This window comes from Streptomyces sp. 4N124 (assembly GCF_052245395.1).
Taxonomy (GTDB): domain Bacteria; phylum Actinomycetota; class Actinomycetes; order Streptomycetales; family Streptomycetaceae; genus Streptomyces.
On the sequence record NZ_JBQQBS010000008.1, the window covers coordinates 47,025 to 62,784 of the forward strand.

Sequence of the window (15,760 nt, forward strand, 5' to 3'; positions counted from 1 at the left end):
GGCGTGGGTGTTGAGGAAGACGTCCGCGCCTTCCTGGCCGGCGAGACCTTGTACGAAGTCGGCCGAGATCGCGTACTGGGCGGCGGCGTCGAGATTGTCGTTGCCGCTCCACTCCAGGAGCTTGTGGGTTTCTCCTTGGTGGACGACCGGCACGATGACGTGCATCTGGCCGACCGTGTGACCGGGCGCGAGGATGGCGACGGCCGTGGTCCGCCAGCCGATCCGGATCCGTTTCATGCCGACGGTGTGGCCGGGGTATGCCTCGACCTCGATATCGATCCGGCTGGGGAGGCGCGCGAGCCTGGCCCGGTAGTCCTCTTCGGTGTACTCGTCCCGGTGCTTGCGCGGCTAGCTGCGATGATCGCGGCGTCGGGCTGCCCCATGACGAACTTGGCTCGTGGCGCGTGTGCGTCCCTGATCAGGTTCGCGCCGCCTACGTGGTCGACGTGGTGGTGGCCGAGGAAGACGTACCGGATGTCTCTGGGGTCCAGGCCCGCGGCGGCGGCCTGATCGAGGAACTGCGTGTGCATGTCCTGCGGGGTGGTGAGCGCGTCGAGAATGATCAGTCCGTCCGGGGTGCGGACGATGACGAGCCCGGTGAAGTCGGTGCCGAAGTACCAGGCGTTGTCCAGGAACTGGACCCCTCCCGCGGGCATGGGGCGGACGTGGTCCCGGTGCAGGAAGCCCTTGGGGGAGACGAAGTCGGTGGCGGGGTCGGTCAGTTGGTCGACGGGCTGGCCTGTGCCCGTGTTGCTCGGGCTGCGGTAGCCGGTCTGGCACCACACGCGGTTCTGCTAGCGGATGACCGGGTTGTCGTCCGCCTCTGCCAGTGCCCTGGCCGCGTCGTCGTACGCCTTTGCGAGAGGCTTGTCGGGGGCGAGCGGGCCGCCCCAGGGGATTTCCTCGGTGGGTGCCTCCGCGGCGGCCGCGGTGTTGGTGAACAGGGTGGACGGGACGGCGGCGGCGATGTCGGCGGAGGCCAGTGCGGCGAATTCACGGCGGGTGGGTGTCACTGCTTCCTCCATGTCGATGTGCGGTTCGAGCTGGGCGCGTGGGGACTGGGCCAGCTCCGCTGCGCCCCCCGGGGCGTTCCCGGGGGGGCGCAGCTTCGGGTCAGGCTGCTGTTGGGTAGAGGAGGCAGTCCTCGGGGCGGATCAGCAGGTTGATCTCCTGGCCCGTGTGCCTGACCGGGCTTTCGGCGTGAACGGCGAGGCCGCCGACGGTCAGTTCGTACTCGAAGCGGGCGCCGGTGTAGGAGCACTGCTTGATCTTCGCCCGCAGGACGTTGATGCCCTCCTCGGTCACGTCCGCGCGCTCTGTGAGCGTGATGCGTTCGGAGCGCAGGCCGATGGTGGCGGTCCCGCTCACGTCGGCCGTGGCCCGGGGGCGTACGACATTCAAGTGCTGTCCTGTCGTGCCCAGTTCGACGCGCACCGTCCTGCGGTCGGTGGACGGTGTGTCGTCGACGTGGCCTTCCAGTAGGTTGCAGCGACCGATGAAGCCGGCGACTTCGGGGGTGGCCGGGGTCTCGTAGATCTCGGTGGGCGTGCCGACCTGCTGGAGACGGCCGTGCATGAAGACGGCGATGCGGTCCGACAGGGACATCGCCTCGACCTGGTCGTGGGTGACGTAGACCGTGGTGATGCCGACCTCGCGCTGGAGGTCCTTGAGCCAGACGCGGGCCTGGTCGCGCATCTTCGCGTCGAGGTTCGACAGCGGCTCGTCCAGGAGCAGGACTCCGGGGGAGTAGACGATGCCACGGGCGAGGGCGACGCGCTGCTGCTGGCCGCCGGAGAGCTGGTGAGGGTAGCGGTCGCGCAGGTGCAGCATGTCGACCTTGGTGAGCGCGTCGTCGACCCGGCGCCGCTGCTCGTCCCTCGGCACCTTGCGTAGTTTCAGCGGCAGGGCGAGGTTGGCGGCGACCGTCACGTGCGGCCACAGCGCGTACGACTGGAAGACCAGGCCGAGGTTGCGGCCCTCGGGCGGGACGGTGGTGCGCGGGTGTCCGTCGAAGAAGACCTGGTCGCCGACGCGGATGGTGCCGGAGTCGGGGTTCTCCAGGCCGGCCACGCAGGACAGGGTCGTGGACTTGCCGCAGCCGGAGGGGCCGAGCAGAGTGAAGAACTCCCCGTCCGCGACGGTGAAGTCGATGCCCTCCAGGACGGTGGTGCCGTGGAAGGACTTGGTGATGTTCTCGACGGCCAGCTCAGGCATGGGTCTTCTCCTTCTCGATGGCCTTGACGGCCGTGACGGCAGTCTTCTGGGCGGAGTTCCTGTCGCGTAGCAGGAGGCCGGCCAGGCCGGCGACGAGGGCGGTGACGGCGATCTGCAGGGTGGCGAGCGCGGCGACGGAGCCGGTCTCGCCCTGGGTCCACAGGTCGATGGCGGTGGTGCCGATGACCTGCGACTCGGATCCGGCGAGGAACATGGCGGGCGCGTACTCGCGGATCATCGTGGTCCAGATGAGGAGGAACGAGGCGAGCATCGCGGGCACCAGGAGGCGGAGCAGGATCCGGGAGACGGTGCGCCACCAGTCGGCGCCGGCGACGCGGGCCGCGTTGTCGAGTTCGCTGCCGAGCTGCATGGTGGCCGGCGAGATGGCTCCGTAGGCCGAGGGGATGGCGCGCACGCCGAAGGCGATGATCAGGGCGAAGATCGTGCCCCTCACCAGGTCTCCGCCAGGTATCCAGGCGAAGGCCCAGAAGAAGCCGATGCCGACGATCAGGCCGGGGACGGCGTGCGGCGCCTGCGCGGTGGCTTCCAGGAGTCGGGCGAGCCGGAAGTCGGAGCGGCGGGCGACCAGGACCACGACCGTGCCGAACAGGGTCACCGCGAGCGCGCCGATGAAGGCCACGGTGATGCTGTTGGTGATCGACTCTGTGTAGGGGGCGTAGGAGAAGATCAGCTTGAAGTTGTCGAGCGTCAGCAGGTCGAGGGGGTTCACCAGCGGGGTGAGCAGCGAGGTGAACGCGCGCAGGATCAGAGCGATCATCGGCAGGAGCACGCCGAAGAGAACGTACAGGCCGACGAAGCCGAAGCCGAGCCACTTCCAGCGGCCGATGTCGAGCAGGTTGGCGCGCGTGGCCTTGCCGCGCACCGACACGAACCGCTGGGCGTGCTTGAGCAGCCGTCCCTGCAGGATCACCAAGGCGACGGTGGACACCAGGACCAGGGTGGAGGCGGCGCCGAGGAGGCCGTAGTCCGGGTCGACGGAGTCGATGCCCTGCTCGTACAGGAAGCTGGAGAACAGGGTGATCTCGGCGGGCTCGCCGAGGATCAGTGGGATGGAGAGTGTCTCCACCGCCGTGCCGAAGATCAGCAGGCCGGCGTAGAGGACCGGCGGGCGCAGCATCGGGACGACGATCGAGCCCAGGATGCGCACGGGGCCCGCGCCGACCGTGCGGGCGGCGTTCTCCAGTGAAGTGTCCGATGCGGCAAGGGCATTGGCGCAGAAGAGGTAGGCGATCGGCACCTGGGCGACGGCTTCCACGAAGGCCATGCCGGGCATGGAGTACAGGTTCCACGGGACCCAGCCGAAGCTCTCGCGCACCACCGTGGTCATGAACCCGGCCGGTCCGTAGATCACGATCCAGCCGAAGCCGAGCACGAGCGGCGAGATGTAGATGGGCCAGCGCAGGATCTGTCCGATGACTCGGGCGGCCGGGAACCGGGTGCGCTCCAGGAGGATCGCCATGGGGACGGCGATGGCGAGCGCGAACACGGTGGTCAGGGCGGCGAAGTAGAGGGTGTTGAGGATGATCGTGCCGAACTCGGCCTCGGTGAAGAGGTTGCTGTAGTTCGACAGGGTGAAGGCGCCGCCCGCCGCGTACAGCGGCTGGTTGCGGACCGACTGGAAGAGGATCGGGATGACCGGCGCGAGAACGAGCGCGGCGGTCAGCAGGAAGGTCAGCCAGTGGATGGAGACCTCGCGTCCGGCGCCGAACAGGCGACGGTACTGGGGTGCTCCCAGCTCGCCGGCGCGCGGGGGGCCTCCCCGGCTCGAAGAGCTTGGGGAAGGGTCGGCCGGGATATCAGCTTGGCTCTGGACGGCCATGGCGGCTCCGTAAGTGCGGGGTGCGGGAGGGAGGCGGGTGACGCGGGCGGTGGACGACGGAATGGGGCGGGTGTGGTCAGCCCGCTGCCTTGTCCCATCGCTCGACGTACTTCTCCTGCGTCTCCTCCGTCACCTCGGTGTACCGGTAGACGTGGACGCGGTCGGCGCCGAGCTTGCGCTGCATGTCCTGGAGACTGTCGTGGTCGTCCTGCTTCACGCCCTCCCGGTACGGCGACATTCCGCCCTTGGCCACGGCGGCCTGGCCTTCGGCTGAGAGGAGGAAGTCGACGAAGAGGCGCGCGGCGTTGGGGTGCGGGGCGGTCTTCAGGATGGAGGCGGAGCGGGGCATGACCAGGGTGCCCTCCGCGTAGTACGACCAGCCGAGCAGGCCGCTGCTGCCCTCGGCGGCCGGGATGGCGACGCCGCCGCTCATGTTGAAGGAGGCGTCGTACTCGCCGGAGACGACCTTCTCCACCAGGGTGCCGGTGGAGTGGTCGGCCTTGGCGAAGGGCAGCAGCCGGCCGAAGGTGTCCCAGCCGGTCTCGACGGCGCTGGTGTAGCCCTCGTTGGCGGAGTAGCCGAAGGCGTTGGTCGCGTCGTACACACCGATCTTCCCGCGGAACCGGGACGGCTTGGCCTCGACGACCTCGGCCAGGCCGGCGAGCCCGTCGGGGTACTGGGACTCCTTCAGGGTCTTGCGGTTGTACAGGATGACGGAGGCGTCGGTGGTGAACACCCAGACGCCGGGCAGGCAGGATCTCGGCCCAGTCGGGCAGGTGGTCCTTTTCCGGCGAGCGGTATGCGGCGGCGAGGTCGCGGGTGGCGTAATCCGCCCACAGCGGGCCGCCGTTGGAGACCAGCAGGTCCGCGGGGGAGCCACCGGTGGCCTTCTCGCTGTAGTAGCGCTCGTAGACCGCGGAGCTGCCGAGATTGGTGGCGCGGATGTCGGCGAGCCACGGGTAGTGGGCGGTGAAGGCGTCGAAGACCGGCTGCCAGTTGGTCTGCGAGGTCTGCGAGTAGATCAGGAGCTTCCGCTCGCTGCGCGAACCGTTGATGATCTTGTCGTAGTCGGCCGGGTAGTAGTCGGGGACCGGTTTCGCGTCCGCGTCGGCGTCCGCGTCGCTGCACGCCGTGAGCGTGCTGCCGGCGGCAGCGAGTGCCCCGAGGGCGGCGGCGCCGCGCAGCACAGTGCGGCGGGCCGGCCGGGATGCGGGGTCGGGTGGGGAGGCGGTCCCGGGTCGGGTGGGAGGCATAGGGGCTCTTCTCGGATGGGGCGCGACGGCGCTGTCAGCTGATGCGAGAGACCGGCGGGGGCAAGAGGACGTGCGGACGCCGGGGGGCGTGGGGGTGAGGGTGGTGCGTGCGTGTGCGCGTGGGGTGGGGTGGGGCTCGGGGGATCAGGGCCGCGGAGGCGCCCGGCCCTCCGGGGCCGGCATCAGGACGCCGCGACCGCATGGCGCACCACATACGGCAGGAGCCCGCCGTGGCGGAGATAGGCGAGTTCCTGACGGGAGTTGAGACGCAGGCGCAGGGCGGCCCGAGTGTGGGAGCCGTCGGGGCGGGTCAGGTGCAGCCCGACCTTGTTGTCGCCGACGTGCAGGTCGTGCAGGCCGCTGAAGGTCAGCTCCTCCTCTCCGGTGAAGCCGTACGCCGACGCGTCGGCGCCCTCGGTGAACTCCAGCGGCAGCACGCCCATTCCGATCAGATTGCTGCGGTGGATGCGCTCGTACGACTCGGCGACGACCGCCCGGACACCGAGCAGCGCCTGCGCCTTGGCGGCCCAGTCGCGGCTGGAGCCCGCCCCGTAGTTGCGGCCCGCGACGACCACCAGGTCGTAACCCGCCGCGCGATAGGTGGGCGCGGCCTCGTGCACGGGAAGGACGGCGGTGCGGTCGGCGGTATGGGCATGGCCGCCCCGGAGTTCGCCGTGGGACCCGCCCGGCAGACGGTTCGTGACGGCGGCGTTGGTGAAGGCGCCGCGCAGCATGACCTCGTGGTTGCTGCGGCGCGTGGAGTATTGGTTGAGATCGCGCCGGGCGACGCCGCGCTCGGTGAGCCAGCGCCCGGCGGCGCTGTGGAGCGGGATCGCACCGGCCGGGGAGATGTGGTCGGTGGTGACATCGTCACCGAGCAGCAGGAGCACCTTGGCGCGCTCGATGTGCAGCCGGTCCGGGGCGAGCGGGGGCAGATCCGTGAGGTGCGGGGGGCGGCGGATGTACGTCGAGTCCGGGTCCCACGGGAAGCGGACGCCGCCGGGGGCCTCGATGTCCCGCCACGCCGGGGTGCCCTCGCGCAGGCGGGCGGCGTTCTCACGGAACATCTCGGGGCGTACGGACGCGGCGACGCGTGCGGCGACCTCTTCGTCGGTGGGCCACAGGTCCTTGAGGAAGACGGGGGCGCCGTCGGCATCGGTGCCGAGCGGGTCACGTTCGAAATCGTGCAGGATCGACCCGGCCAGGGCGTAGGCGACGACCCAGGGCGGGGACGCGAGGTAGGACTGGCTGATCCGCGGGTTGACGCGCCCGGCGAAGTTGCGGTTGCCGGAAAGGACGGCCACCGGGTCGATGCCGCCGTCCTGCGCGATGCGCTCCAACTCCTCCTGCAGTGGGCCGGAGTTGCCGATGCAGGTCATGCAGCCGAAGCCGACGATGTGGAATCCGGTCCGCTCCAGGGCGGTCAGCAGCCCACCCTCGCGCAGGTAGTCCTCGACTACCCGGGACCCGGGGGACAGGGAGGTTTTCACCCATGGCTTCGCGTTCAGCCCGGCCGCCAGGGCCCGCTCAGCGAGCAGTGCGGCCTGCACGATCAGCGCCGGGTTGGCGGTGTTGGTGCAACTGGTGATGGCGGCGATGGCCACCGGCCCCTCGGGCAGGGGTTCGCCGAATGCGGCTGCTGGTTGGGATGTTGATTTTGCCGTGGGGCGGAAGGATGCCGGAACACGGGACAGCGGAAGGCGCTGGTGCGGCAGGTCGGGGCCGGCGAGGCTGGGCTCCACCGTGGCCAGGTCAAGGTCGATGACGTCGTCGTAGCGTGGCTCGGGGCTGTCGTCGGTGCGCTTGAGCCCCTGCGCGGTGAGATACGCCTCGACGAGCCGTACGTGCTCCTCGTCCCGCCCGGTCAGCCGCAGATAGGCGGCGGTCTCGTCGTCGTACGGGAAGTAGACGCAGGTGGCGCCGTACTCGGGCGCCATGTTGGAGACCGCCGCCCGCTCCGCCCAGCCGAGCGCGTCGAGGCCGGGACCGCAGAACTCCACGAACCGGTCCACCACGCCCCTGGCACGCAGCAGTTCGGTCAGCGTCAGGGCGAGGTCGGTGGCGCCGACGCCGGGACGGAGCCGCCCGGTCAGGCGCACGCCCATGACCCGCGGGTACGGGATGGTGACCGGCTCGCCCAGCATCGCGGCCTGCCCCTCCAGACCCCCCACACCCCAGCCGACGACGCCGAGGGCATTGATCATCGGGGTGTGGCTGTCAGTGGCGACGAGCAGGTCCGGGTGCAGCCACGGCAAGCCGCCGTCTCGCGGCTCGTCCTGCCAGACGACGCGGGCGAGGGTCTCCATGTTGACCTGATGGATGATCCCGGTGCCGGGCGGCACGACACGGAAGTTCCGCAGGCTGCGCTCAGCCCACTTCACGAACGCGTAACGCTCGCTGTTGCGGCGGAAGTCGATCAACAGGTTGCGCTCGACCGCGCCTGGGCGGCCGTACTCCTCGACGATCACCGAGTGGTCGACGGTCAGGTCCACCGGGACGGCAGGCTGCAGCCGCTCAGGGTCCCCGCCCAGCTCGGCGACGCTGTCGCGCAGTGCGGCGAAGTCGGCGAGCGCCGGCAGGCACGTGGTGTCGTGCAGCATGATCCGGTTCGGGTGCACCGGCACCTCGCAGTCCCCGCTCCCGCTCAGGGCGCGGGCGAGGACGTCGTCGAGCACGGCGGGAGAGCGACGGGCGACGTTCTCCAGGAGAACCCGTACCGCGTACGGCAGTTCGTCGAGCCGCGCCCCCGGCAGGAGGCGGGCCAGGGGCTGGTAGCGGTACGAGTGGCCGTCGACGGTGAGGACGGCGGTGCGGTCTGTGCTCATGATCCCTGCTGTCGTTCCGGGCGGGGCGGAGCCCGCGGCGGGGTGACCCGGACGGGGCCTCTGGTCGCCGGGCGCCCAATATTGTCTCAAGCTGCGTATTGATACAACCGTCGGAAGGGGGGAATTTTCGAGCGGGGGATCGGGCCTCGTGGGAGTCTCTTTCGCCCTCGCCGGTGAACGGTCTTGAGGGGAGGGCGTGTTGAGGGTCGAGCCGTCAGTGGAGTCCGGTCTTGATCTCCCTGACCTTGTCCAGGTGGCGGCGCAGGAACGCCGCCGCCTCCTCGCGCCGGCCGCTCTCGATCATGTCCAGCATCTGCAGATGCTCCCGCGCCTGGCCGGCCAGACGGGAGCGGTCGACCTGGTGCCGGTACTCGATGAGGCGGCGCAGTCGGTGCTGGCGGCGCGCGGCATCGAGGAGGAACTGGTTGCCCGAGAAGCCCACGAGCATCTCGTGGAACGAGGCGTTGACGTGGAACAACTCGGCGCGCGGAAGCAGCAGAATGTCGCCGTGCAGGAGCGCCTCCTGCTGTTTGCGGTGCTGGGCCGCCACTTCGGGATCGATGGTGAAACCGGGTTCCAACAGGGCGTTCGGCTCGATGATCATGCGGAAGCGGTAGCTCTGGTCGTGCGCCTCCACGGTCGAGAGCACCTGCTGGAACTCCCAGCCGCGCCCGCCGGGCCTGCGCCGCACCAGGTCCTCGGACTCCATGCGGGACAGCACTCGGTCGGCCTGCCGGGGGGCCAGTCCGTAGGTGCGGCTGACGTCCGCCGTGGTGAACGGGCCCGTGAAGCGGCCGCCGATGTAGTCGTCGGCGATGCGGAAATAGGAATCCTCCTCGATGTCCGCCCCTTCGCCCAGGTCGGTGCGTGTCAGCGTGGCCGCACCGCGGGCGAGGAAGAAGCCCCGGTTGGGCTCGCGCTGGAGGATGCCGACCTCGACGAGGAAGAGCATGGCCTTGCGGGCCGGAGTGCGGGAGACGTCCAGTTCGTCGGCTGCCCACTGCTCGGTGACGTGCGCCCCCTCCGCGAGGCCGCTGTGGCGCAGCAGGTCTACGAGTCGGGTGGCGATGGAGGTGGTCAGATTGGGCCGCGACATCAACCTGCGCTCTTCGGGCGGGAGTGGTGGACGCCTCATCTTATGAGGTGGTGGCGGGCCGGACTGGGCCTGCGACGGACCCGCCGACCGGGATTGTATCTCGCTGCGATCTAATACAGACTCTCGCGATGTCGGCCCGACCCAGCCAGGTGCGGTGCGGGTCGGTCCGGCCCGCCCTGTAGTGACGCATTGCCAGTGAGAGGTACTGATGCATACGACGCCTGTCCCCACCGCCGATCTCGCCGACCGGTACGGCGACCGACTCCGCGTCTGCGACGTGCAGTTCACCTCGTACGGAGCCGTACGCTCCTTCGCAGGTCCCGTACGGACCGTGTCCTGCCGCGACGACAACGCCCTGCTGCACCAGCTGCTGCGCACCCCCGGTGAGGGCTGCGTGGTGGTCGTCGACGGCCGGGCCTCGCTGCACACCACCCTGTTCGGTGACCTCATGGCCACCCGCGCTCTGGGCAACGGCTGGGCGGGTGTTGTGGTGTACGGGGCTGTCCGTGACACTGCCGCCCTGGCCGGGATGGAACTCGGGATTCAGGCGCTCGGTACCAATCCGCGCAAGAGCGCGAAGGCGGGTGAGGGGACCGTGGATGTACCCGTGTCGTTCGGCGGCGTGACCTTCTCCCTCGGTGACATCCTGCACGCCGACGGTGACGGGGTGGTTCTGCTGCCGGCTGACTGAGCTGCCGTGACGTTCGTCATGGATCAGGTCCCGTGCTGGACCGCGTGTCGCTTTCTCGGCAGGTCGTGGATCACTTGGTGTGGCCGAGGGCTGGAAAAGGGTGCGAGTGACCTCGGGGTCTGGTGCGAAGAAGACGCCGTCCGGTCGCCGAGCTGCTCGCCGGCCTCGATTCGACCTCGCGCTTCCAGAGCGGACTACGGGCGGGGGAACCAGGACTGACCGTTCACCCCGAGCGCGTCCTGCCCACGTACAGTCACCTGCCCGAGAGAACCTTTCACCCCGACGCCAAGCTGGTCGGCGGGAACCTGCTGCGGCTGGAGCGGAGCATGTTCTCCGAGCGCCTGTCGAGGGCGTTCGAGTACGCCCGGCCCAACCAGCTCGACCGTTTCGTCACCCGCTCGTCCGGGGACCGTAGCGGCATCGTGGCCGCCGGCAAGACGTACCTCGACCTCCGTGGCTCACCAGGTCGTGGCGGCTGAGCGGACCACGGACCACGTGTCGTTTTCGTGGGCGTAGTCCATGGTCATGTGCAGCCGCCAGTTCGCGCGGGTGCCGTACACAGTTGCATCGGTGACGAAGCGGCCGGAGACGCGGGCTGTGGTGCCCTCGACCTCGACAGTCACGATCTTCTCCTCGATCCGGTGGTAGAGGAACTGGCCGGCACGCATCTGCGACAGCCACTCGTTCTTGGGCTGCACGTAGCCGGTGATGTGGGTGAGGGTGCAGCCGTCGGCGAGCAGGTTGTCCAGGGCGTCGGTGTCGCCGTCGAGCATTGCTTGCAGGTAGGCGCGGAAGGCCGTGGTGACTTCGTCGTGGGCGCTCTGCGCGGGGGACGGTTGCACGGTGACTCCTGTTGTTCGGCTGGTCGGTCGGGATCCACGGCACGTCGGCCGGATCTTGTTGCTTCGTGTCTCCCGTTGTCAGGAGGCCGACTCGGTGGGTAGGGCCGACAGACCCGTCAGCAGCCACAAGGCTTTCCGGGACGTCGAGCCGGGTTCGGCGTGATAGACGACGAGGGTCTGATCTGCCTCGCCGTGCAACCCCATGGCTTCGAAGGAGAGGGTGAGTTCGCCCACGACAGGGTGCCGTAGCCGCTGGACGCCGTGGCCCCTGCGGCGAACGTCGTGCCGGGCCCACAGTCGTCGGAAGTCGTTGCTCTTCTCCGCCAACTCGCCGATCAGCGCGGCGAGTTCCGGGTCTTCCGGGTGCGTGCCCGCATCCACACGCAGGACGCTGACGATGTCCAGCATCTTGGCTTCCAGGTCGGCGAAACGGTCGCGTGCCGCAGGGGAGAGGAAGACCAGCCGGGCCAGGTTGCGCTCCCGGGGCGGGAGCCGGGACCAGTCACCGAACACGGTGGCGGCGAGCCTGTTCCAGCCCAGGATGTCCAGGCGCCGCCCGCAGACGTACGCGGGGGCCCCGTCGAACGCGTCCAGCAGCAGCTGGATGCCTGGCCGCAGCCTCTGCCACTGGGGCATGGCGTGGTGACTTCCATGAAGTTCCGGCCGGGCCAGGCGGAACAGATGGGCGTGCTCGTCTCCACTCAGGCGCAGGGCACGAGCGACGGCGTCCAGCACCTCGGCTGACATGGTGGCCCCGTGGCCCTGTTCCAGGCGGGTGTAGTACGCGAAGGACACCCCTGCCAGCTGCGCCAGCTCCTCGCGGCGCAGGCCCGGCACCCGGCGTCGCCCGGATGACGGCAACCCCACGTCCTCGGGCCTGAGCCGGGCTCGCCGGGATCGGAGGAATTCCCGCAGTTCGGCGCGCCGGTCCAGTCCATGCTCCGAACTGTTCCCTACCGGTGGACGCGACGGCGGTTGCGTGCTGCTGGGCGTGACGTGAGAAGGCATGAGGGTCCGTGTGGGGGCCGGGTTCCGGGCTGTCAGAAGTTCGTGGGCATGCGCGTGACGTACGGCTTTTCCAGGGAGCGGATCGCGTCATCGATGAGGACGATGCCGACGGCTGTGGCAGCGTCGACGACGGCTTCGTCCCTGTCGAAGAACAGAGGCCGGCCTCAGGGGTGCATTTGGGCGGCTCCCTCCGTCACGCGTTCTCGATGGTTTGGCTGTCGGGCGAGAGTCTCGGGGTGTGCTCGGACTCGGTGGCGGCCAGGTCGAGCAGGGTCAGAGCGTCGTGTTCGGGTGTGCCGGCCTCGGCGTAGTACACGACCATGCACTGGTCCGGAGTGCCCTGCAGTTGCATGGTTTGGTAGCCCAGGGTCAGGTCGCCCACCTCGGGATGATGGAAGGTCTTGCGCCCGTAGGTGTGGCCCTTGACGTCGTAGCGCTCCCACATGCGTGCGAACTCGGGGCTCTTGAGCAGGAGTTCGCCGACCAGTTGCGTGAGGTCGGGTGCGTCCGGCTCCATGCCGGCCAGGGCGCGCAGTCCGTTGACGCAGGTGCGGACCTGGTTGTGCCAGTCGTCGAACAGGCCTCGGGCGTCGGGGTGCAGGAAGACGTAGCGGGCGATGTTGCGCTGTTTGGCCGGCCAGTCGTCCATGCCGGGGAGCAACCGCAGTCCGCCCGGGTTGTACGCCAGCACGTCGCCGGTGCGGCTGAACACGTGCGCGGGGTAGGGGCGCAGGCTCTCCAGCAGCAACTTGACGCCGGGCCGCACGGTGCGGTTGGGCGCCGATGGCGGCTCGGGTGCCGATCGGGCGGCGAGGGCGGCGAGAGCGCGCAGGTGATCGCGTTCGCCCTCTTCCAGCTTGAGCGCGCGTGCGAGGGAGTCGATCACGGACGGGCTGGGCCGGGTCTCCGTGCCGCGCTCAAGGCGTGCGTAGTAGTCGATGCTGATGCCGGCGAGCGTGGCCAGCTCCTCCCGGCGCAGTCCGGGAGTGCGGCGACGCCCGCCGCCGGCCGGCAGGCCGACCTCTTCGGGCGTCAGCCGGGCACGGCAGGCGCGCAGGAAGCGCCCCAGCTCCGTACCTCGGGTGCCGCCGCTGTGCTGCTCACGATCCATGTGTTCAAAGTGTGGGGATGCCACGACCTGGGCGGAAGGCGCGTGGGGTGCCCTGCCACAGCACCGAACACGGCTCCAGGGCACGACCCGCCCTGCCACATGTCGCCGCCGGCCCGCAGGCTGGACGCGTGTGGAAGAGGGCCTTGCCCGCGCGGCCGACAGTGTGGTCCCCGCTCTGAGGTGTCCGGCGCTTCCCTTCGCCCCATCCGTCACAGAAACCGAGCCATTCATCATGCCTGCAAGTCACACTTCCGCCGGTGCGCCGACAGTCGATCCCCGGCGCTGGAAGGCGCTGACGGTCATCGCGATAGCCCAGCTGATGGTCGTGCTGGACGCAACTGTCGTGAACATCGCGCTGCCTCACGCCCAGGCGGACCTGAACATCTCCGACGGCAACCGGCAGTGGGTGATCACCGCCTACAGCCTCGCCTTCGGCGGTCTGCTGCTGTTGGGCGGACGGATCGGTGACCTGTGGGGCCGCAAGCGCGCCTTCGTGGTGGGCCTGGTCGGCTTCGCCCTGGCCTCCGCTCTCGGCGGCGCCGCCGTCAACCTCGGCATGCTCCTCGCCTCCCGCGCCCTCCAGGGCGTCTTCGGTGCCCTGCTCGCCCCCGCCGCGCTGTCCCTGCTCACCGTGGCGTTCACCGAGGCCAAGGAGCGCGCCAAGGCGTTCGGCATCTTCGGCGCCATCGCCGCGGCAGGCGGTGCGGTCGGCCTGCTCCTGGGCGGGGTGCTCACCGAGTACATCAACTGGCGCTGGTGCATGTACGTCAACATCGTCTTCGCCGTCGTGGCCGCGGCCGGTGCCACCGTCTACATCAGCAATCGCGGGGACCAGCGCAACCGCGACCGGCTCGACGTCGTGGGCACCCTGCTGGCCACCGTCGGACTCGTCGCCCTGGTCTACGGCTTTGCCCGGGCGGAGCAGGACGGCTGGGGCTCCGGCCTGACCATCGGCATGTTCGTCGCCGCGGTCGTGCTGCTCGCCGCGTTCGCCCTGGTCGAGACCCAGGCCAAGGCACCCCTCCTGCCGCTTCGCGTGATCACGGATCGCAACCGTGGTGGCGCCTACCTCTCCATCGGTCTGGCCATGATCGGCATGTTCGGCCAGTTCCTGTTCCTGACGTACTTCCTGCAGCTGAACAAGGGCTACTCGCCGGTCATGTGCGGTATCGCCTTCCTGCCGCTGGTCGTCTGCCTGGTCATCGGGTCCACCCAGATCGGCACTCGTCTGGTCAACCGTGTCCCGGCCCGCTTCCTGATGGGGCCCGGCTTCCTGCTGGCAGCCGTCGGCATGGCGCTCCTGACACAGCTCGAGGTGGACAGTTCCTTCGCCACCCACGTCCTGCCCTCCGAGATCCTGCTCGGCCTGGGCATGGGTACGGCCTCGATGCCCGGCATGAGTCTGGCCACCTCCCGCGTCCGGCCGCAGGACGCGGGTGTCGCCTCCGCGATGGTCAACGTCTCGCAGCAGGTCGGCGGCTCCATCGGTACCGCGCTGCTGAACACGGTCGCCGCCAGCGCCACCAGCAGCTGGATCGCCGCACGCGCGTTTTCCGGTTCCGTCCCCGAGGCGGCCGCCCAGCAGGCCGCCGTCCACGGCTACGCCGTGGCCTTCGGCTGGGGCACCGCCATCATGGCGCTGGCCGCGCTGATCGCCTTCGTCCTCGTCAACGGCGGCGGCCGCAGCGGGGCAGGCTCCGCAGGCAGGGCCGCTGAGCAGGTCGAGATCCCGGTCGTCGCCCACTGACGGTCGGCCACAGGCCTGCCCCTTGCAGCCACTGCACTCCAACCCCCAAGGGAGAAAGCACGATGGAATACCGCCGACTCGGCAACACCGGCACGGTCGTGTCGAACCTTGCACTCGGCACGATGACCTTCGGCGACGAGACCTCGCAGGAGGAGGCGTTCGTCCAGATGGACGCCTTCATGGAAGCGGGCGGAAACCTCATGGACACCGCCGACCTCTACAACCGCGGCGTAACCGAGGAGATCATCGGCCGGTGGCTGGCGAGCCGTCCGAGCGACGTCACCGACCGGGTGGTGCTCGCCACCAAGGGCCGGTTCCCGTTCACCGACGACGTCAATGACATCGGCCTGTCCCGGCGCCATCTCTCCCGGGCGCTGGACGGTTCGCTTCGCCGACTGGGCGTGGACAGCGTCGACCTGTACCAGGTGCATGCCTGGGACCCGCTGACCCCGATCGAGGAAACTCTGGCGTTCTTCGACTCCGCCGTGCGGGCAGGCAAGATCCGCTACGCGGGCCTGTCGAACTTCACCGGCTGGCAGCTCCAGCTCGCGGTCTCCACCGCCCGCGCGAGCGGCTGGCCGGTCCCGGTGACTCTGCAGGAGCAGTACAACCTGGCCGTCCGCGAGGTGGAGTGGGAGGTTCTGCCGGCGGCGGCCCACAACGGACTGGGCGTGCTGCCCTGGTCACCCTTGGCGAGCGGATTCCTGACGGGCAAGTACGCGCGCGGCGTCCAGCCAGGGCCCGACACCCGGGCCGGGGGAGGCAATCCGCTGTACCAGTACACCTCGGCCAACTACGCCAACGCCGACCGGACCTGGGACGCGGTCGACGCGGTCGTCCAGGTGGCCAAGGAGACCGGTGCCTCGCCCGCCCAGGTGGCGCTCAGCTGGGTCGCCGACCGTACAGGTGTCACCTCGGTCATCATCGGCGCCCGTGACATGAAGCAGCTGACCGACAACCTCGGCGCAGCCGACCTGCACCTCGACGCGGACGCCACGGCCCTCCTCGACAAGGCCAGTGACCCGAGCCCGACGCCCTACCCCTACGGCCCGTTCGGCCTCGCCCAGAGCAGCCGAACCGTCAACGGCGGCGCCCAGCTGGGTTGACACTCACCCGGGGGCAGGCCGAAGCGG

Annotated in this window: 14 protein-coding genes; 4 read left to right on the top strand and 10 right to left on the bottom strand. The window is 69.6% G+C overall.

The annotated features are described in order from the left end of the window. Positions 1 to 233 precede the first annotated feature (233 nt). From ACTWQO_RS10445 to ACTWQO_RS10475, 7 genes are all read right to left on the bottom strand, one after another. Positions 234 to 785: an MBL fold metallo-hydrolase gene (locus tag ACTWQO_RS10445; RefSeq protein WP_443236940.1), complete on the bottom strand. Its 552-nt coding sequence runs from the start codon at positions 783 to 785 to the stop codon at positions 234 to 236. Between the two features lie 9 nt (positions 786 to 794). Beyond that, positions 795 to 1,013 (bottom strand): hypothetical protein, encoded by a 219-nt coding sequence (locus ACTWQO_RS10450; RefSeq protein WP_443236941.1) that lies wholly within the window; start codon positions 1,011 to 1,013, stop codon positions 795 to 797. A 100-nt stretch (positions 1,014 to 1,113) separates the two neighbouring features. Beyond that, complete coding sequence (locus tag ACTWQO_RS10455) at positions 1,114 to 2,214, bottom strand: ABC transporter ATP-binding protein (RefSeq protein ID WP_443236942.1); 1,101 nt, start codon at positions 2,212 to 2,214, stop codon at positions 1,114 to 1,116. Continuing rightward, complete coding sequence (locus tag ACTWQO_RS10460) at positions 2,207 to 4,054, bottom strand: ABC transporter permease (protein ID WP_443236943.1); 1,848 nt, start codon at positions 4,052 to 4,054, stop codon at positions 2,207 to 2,209. Before ACTWQO_RS10460 ends, ACTWQO_RS10455 begins: the two co-directional genes overlap by 8 nt. A 76-nt stretch (positions 4,055 to 4,130) precedes the next feature. Then, entirely contained in the window at positions 4,131 to 4,790 is a 660-nt protein-coding gene (locus ACTWQO_RS10465) for an ABC transporter substrate-binding protein (RefSeq protein ID WP_443236944.1), read from the bottom strand. 699 nt (positions 4,791 to 5,489) lie between these two features. Next, positions 5,490 to 8,132 carry an aconitate hydratase AcnA gene (gene acnA, locus ACTWQO_RS10470; protein ID WP_443236945.1) on the bottom strand — a complete coding sequence of 881 codons (2,643 nt, stop codon included), beginning with the start codon at positions 8,130 to 8,132 and terminating at the stop codon, positions 5,490 to 5,492. 214 nt (positions 8,133 to 8,346) lie between these two features. Further along, a complete protein-coding gene (locus tag ACTWQO_RS10475; RefSeq protein WP_443236946.1) occupies positions 8,347 to 9,228 on the bottom strand; it encodes a GntR family transcriptional regulator in 882 nt (293 codons plus the stop codon). Positions 9,229 to 9,436: 208 nt separating this feature from the next. On the opposite strand from ACTWQO_RS10475, the gene rraA reads away from it, so the two are divergent. Both rraA and ACTWQO_RS10485 read left to right on the top strand, forming a co-directional pair. Next, complete coding sequence (rraA, locus tag ACTWQO_RS10480) at positions 9,437 to 9,919, top strand: ribonuclease E activity regulator RraA (RefSeq protein ID WP_443236947.1); 483 nt, start codon at positions 9,437 to 9,439, stop codon at positions 9,917 to 9,919. A 122-nt stretch (positions 9,920 to 10,041) separates the two neighbouring features. After that, on the top strand, positions 10,042 to 10,398 hold the full coding sequence (locus tag ACTWQO_RS10485) for a hypothetical protein (protein ID WP_443236948.1): 357 nt from the start codon (positions 10,042 to 10,044) through the stop codon (positions 10,396 to 10,398). On the opposite strand, the gene ACTWQO_RS10490 is transcribed toward ACTWQO_RS10485, so the two are convergent. The 3 genes from ACTWQO_RS10490 to ACTWQO_RS10500 all read right to left on the bottom strand — a co-directional run bounded on the left by ACTWQO_RS10490 (position 10,378) and on the right by ACTWQO_RS10500 (position 12,880). Further along, on the bottom strand, positions 10,378 to 10,761 hold the full coding sequence (locus ACTWQO_RS10490) for a nuclear transport factor 2 family protein (protein ID WP_443236949.1): 384 nt from the start codon (positions 10,759 to 10,761) through the stop codon (positions 10,378 to 10,380). The genes ACTWQO_RS10485 and ACTWQO_RS10490 overlap by 21 nt on opposite strands. Before the next feature lie 78 nt (positions 10,762 to 10,839). Continuing rightward, positions 10,840 to 11,769, bottom strand: a complete 930-nt coding sequence (locus ACTWQO_RS10495) for a helix-turn-helix domain-containing protein (RefSeq protein ID WP_443236950.1) — start codon at positions 11,767 to 11,769, stop codon at positions 10,840 to 10,842. A gap of 193 nt (positions 11,770 to 11,962) precedes the next feature. Next, complete coding sequence (locus ACTWQO_RS10500; RefSeq protein ID WP_443236951.1) at positions 11,963 to 12,880, bottom strand: helix-turn-helix transcriptional regulator; 918 nt, start codon at positions 12,878 to 12,880, stop codon at positions 11,963 to 11,965. Positions 12,881 to 13,112: 232 nt separating this feature from the next. Here ACTWQO_RS10500 and ACTWQO_RS10505 point away from each other — a divergent pair, with 232 nt between their 5' ends. Both ACTWQO_RS10505 and ACTWQO_RS10510 read left to right on the top strand, forming a co-directional pair. Next, complete coding sequence (locus ACTWQO_RS10505) at positions 13,113 to 14,627, top strand: MFS transporter (RefSeq protein ID WP_443236952.1); 1,515 nt, start codon at positions 13,113 to 13,115, stop codon at positions 14,625 to 14,627. A 62-nt stretch (positions 14,628 to 14,689) separates the two neighbouring features. Next, the gene (locus ACTWQO_RS10510; RefSeq protein WP_443236953.1) at positions 14,690 to 15,733 is read left to right on the top strand and encodes an aldo/keto reductase; all 1,044 of its coding nucleotides are present in this window, start codon (positions 14,690 to 14,692) and stop codon (positions 15,731 to 15,733) included. Positions 15,734 to 15,760 lie beyond the last annotated feature (27 nt).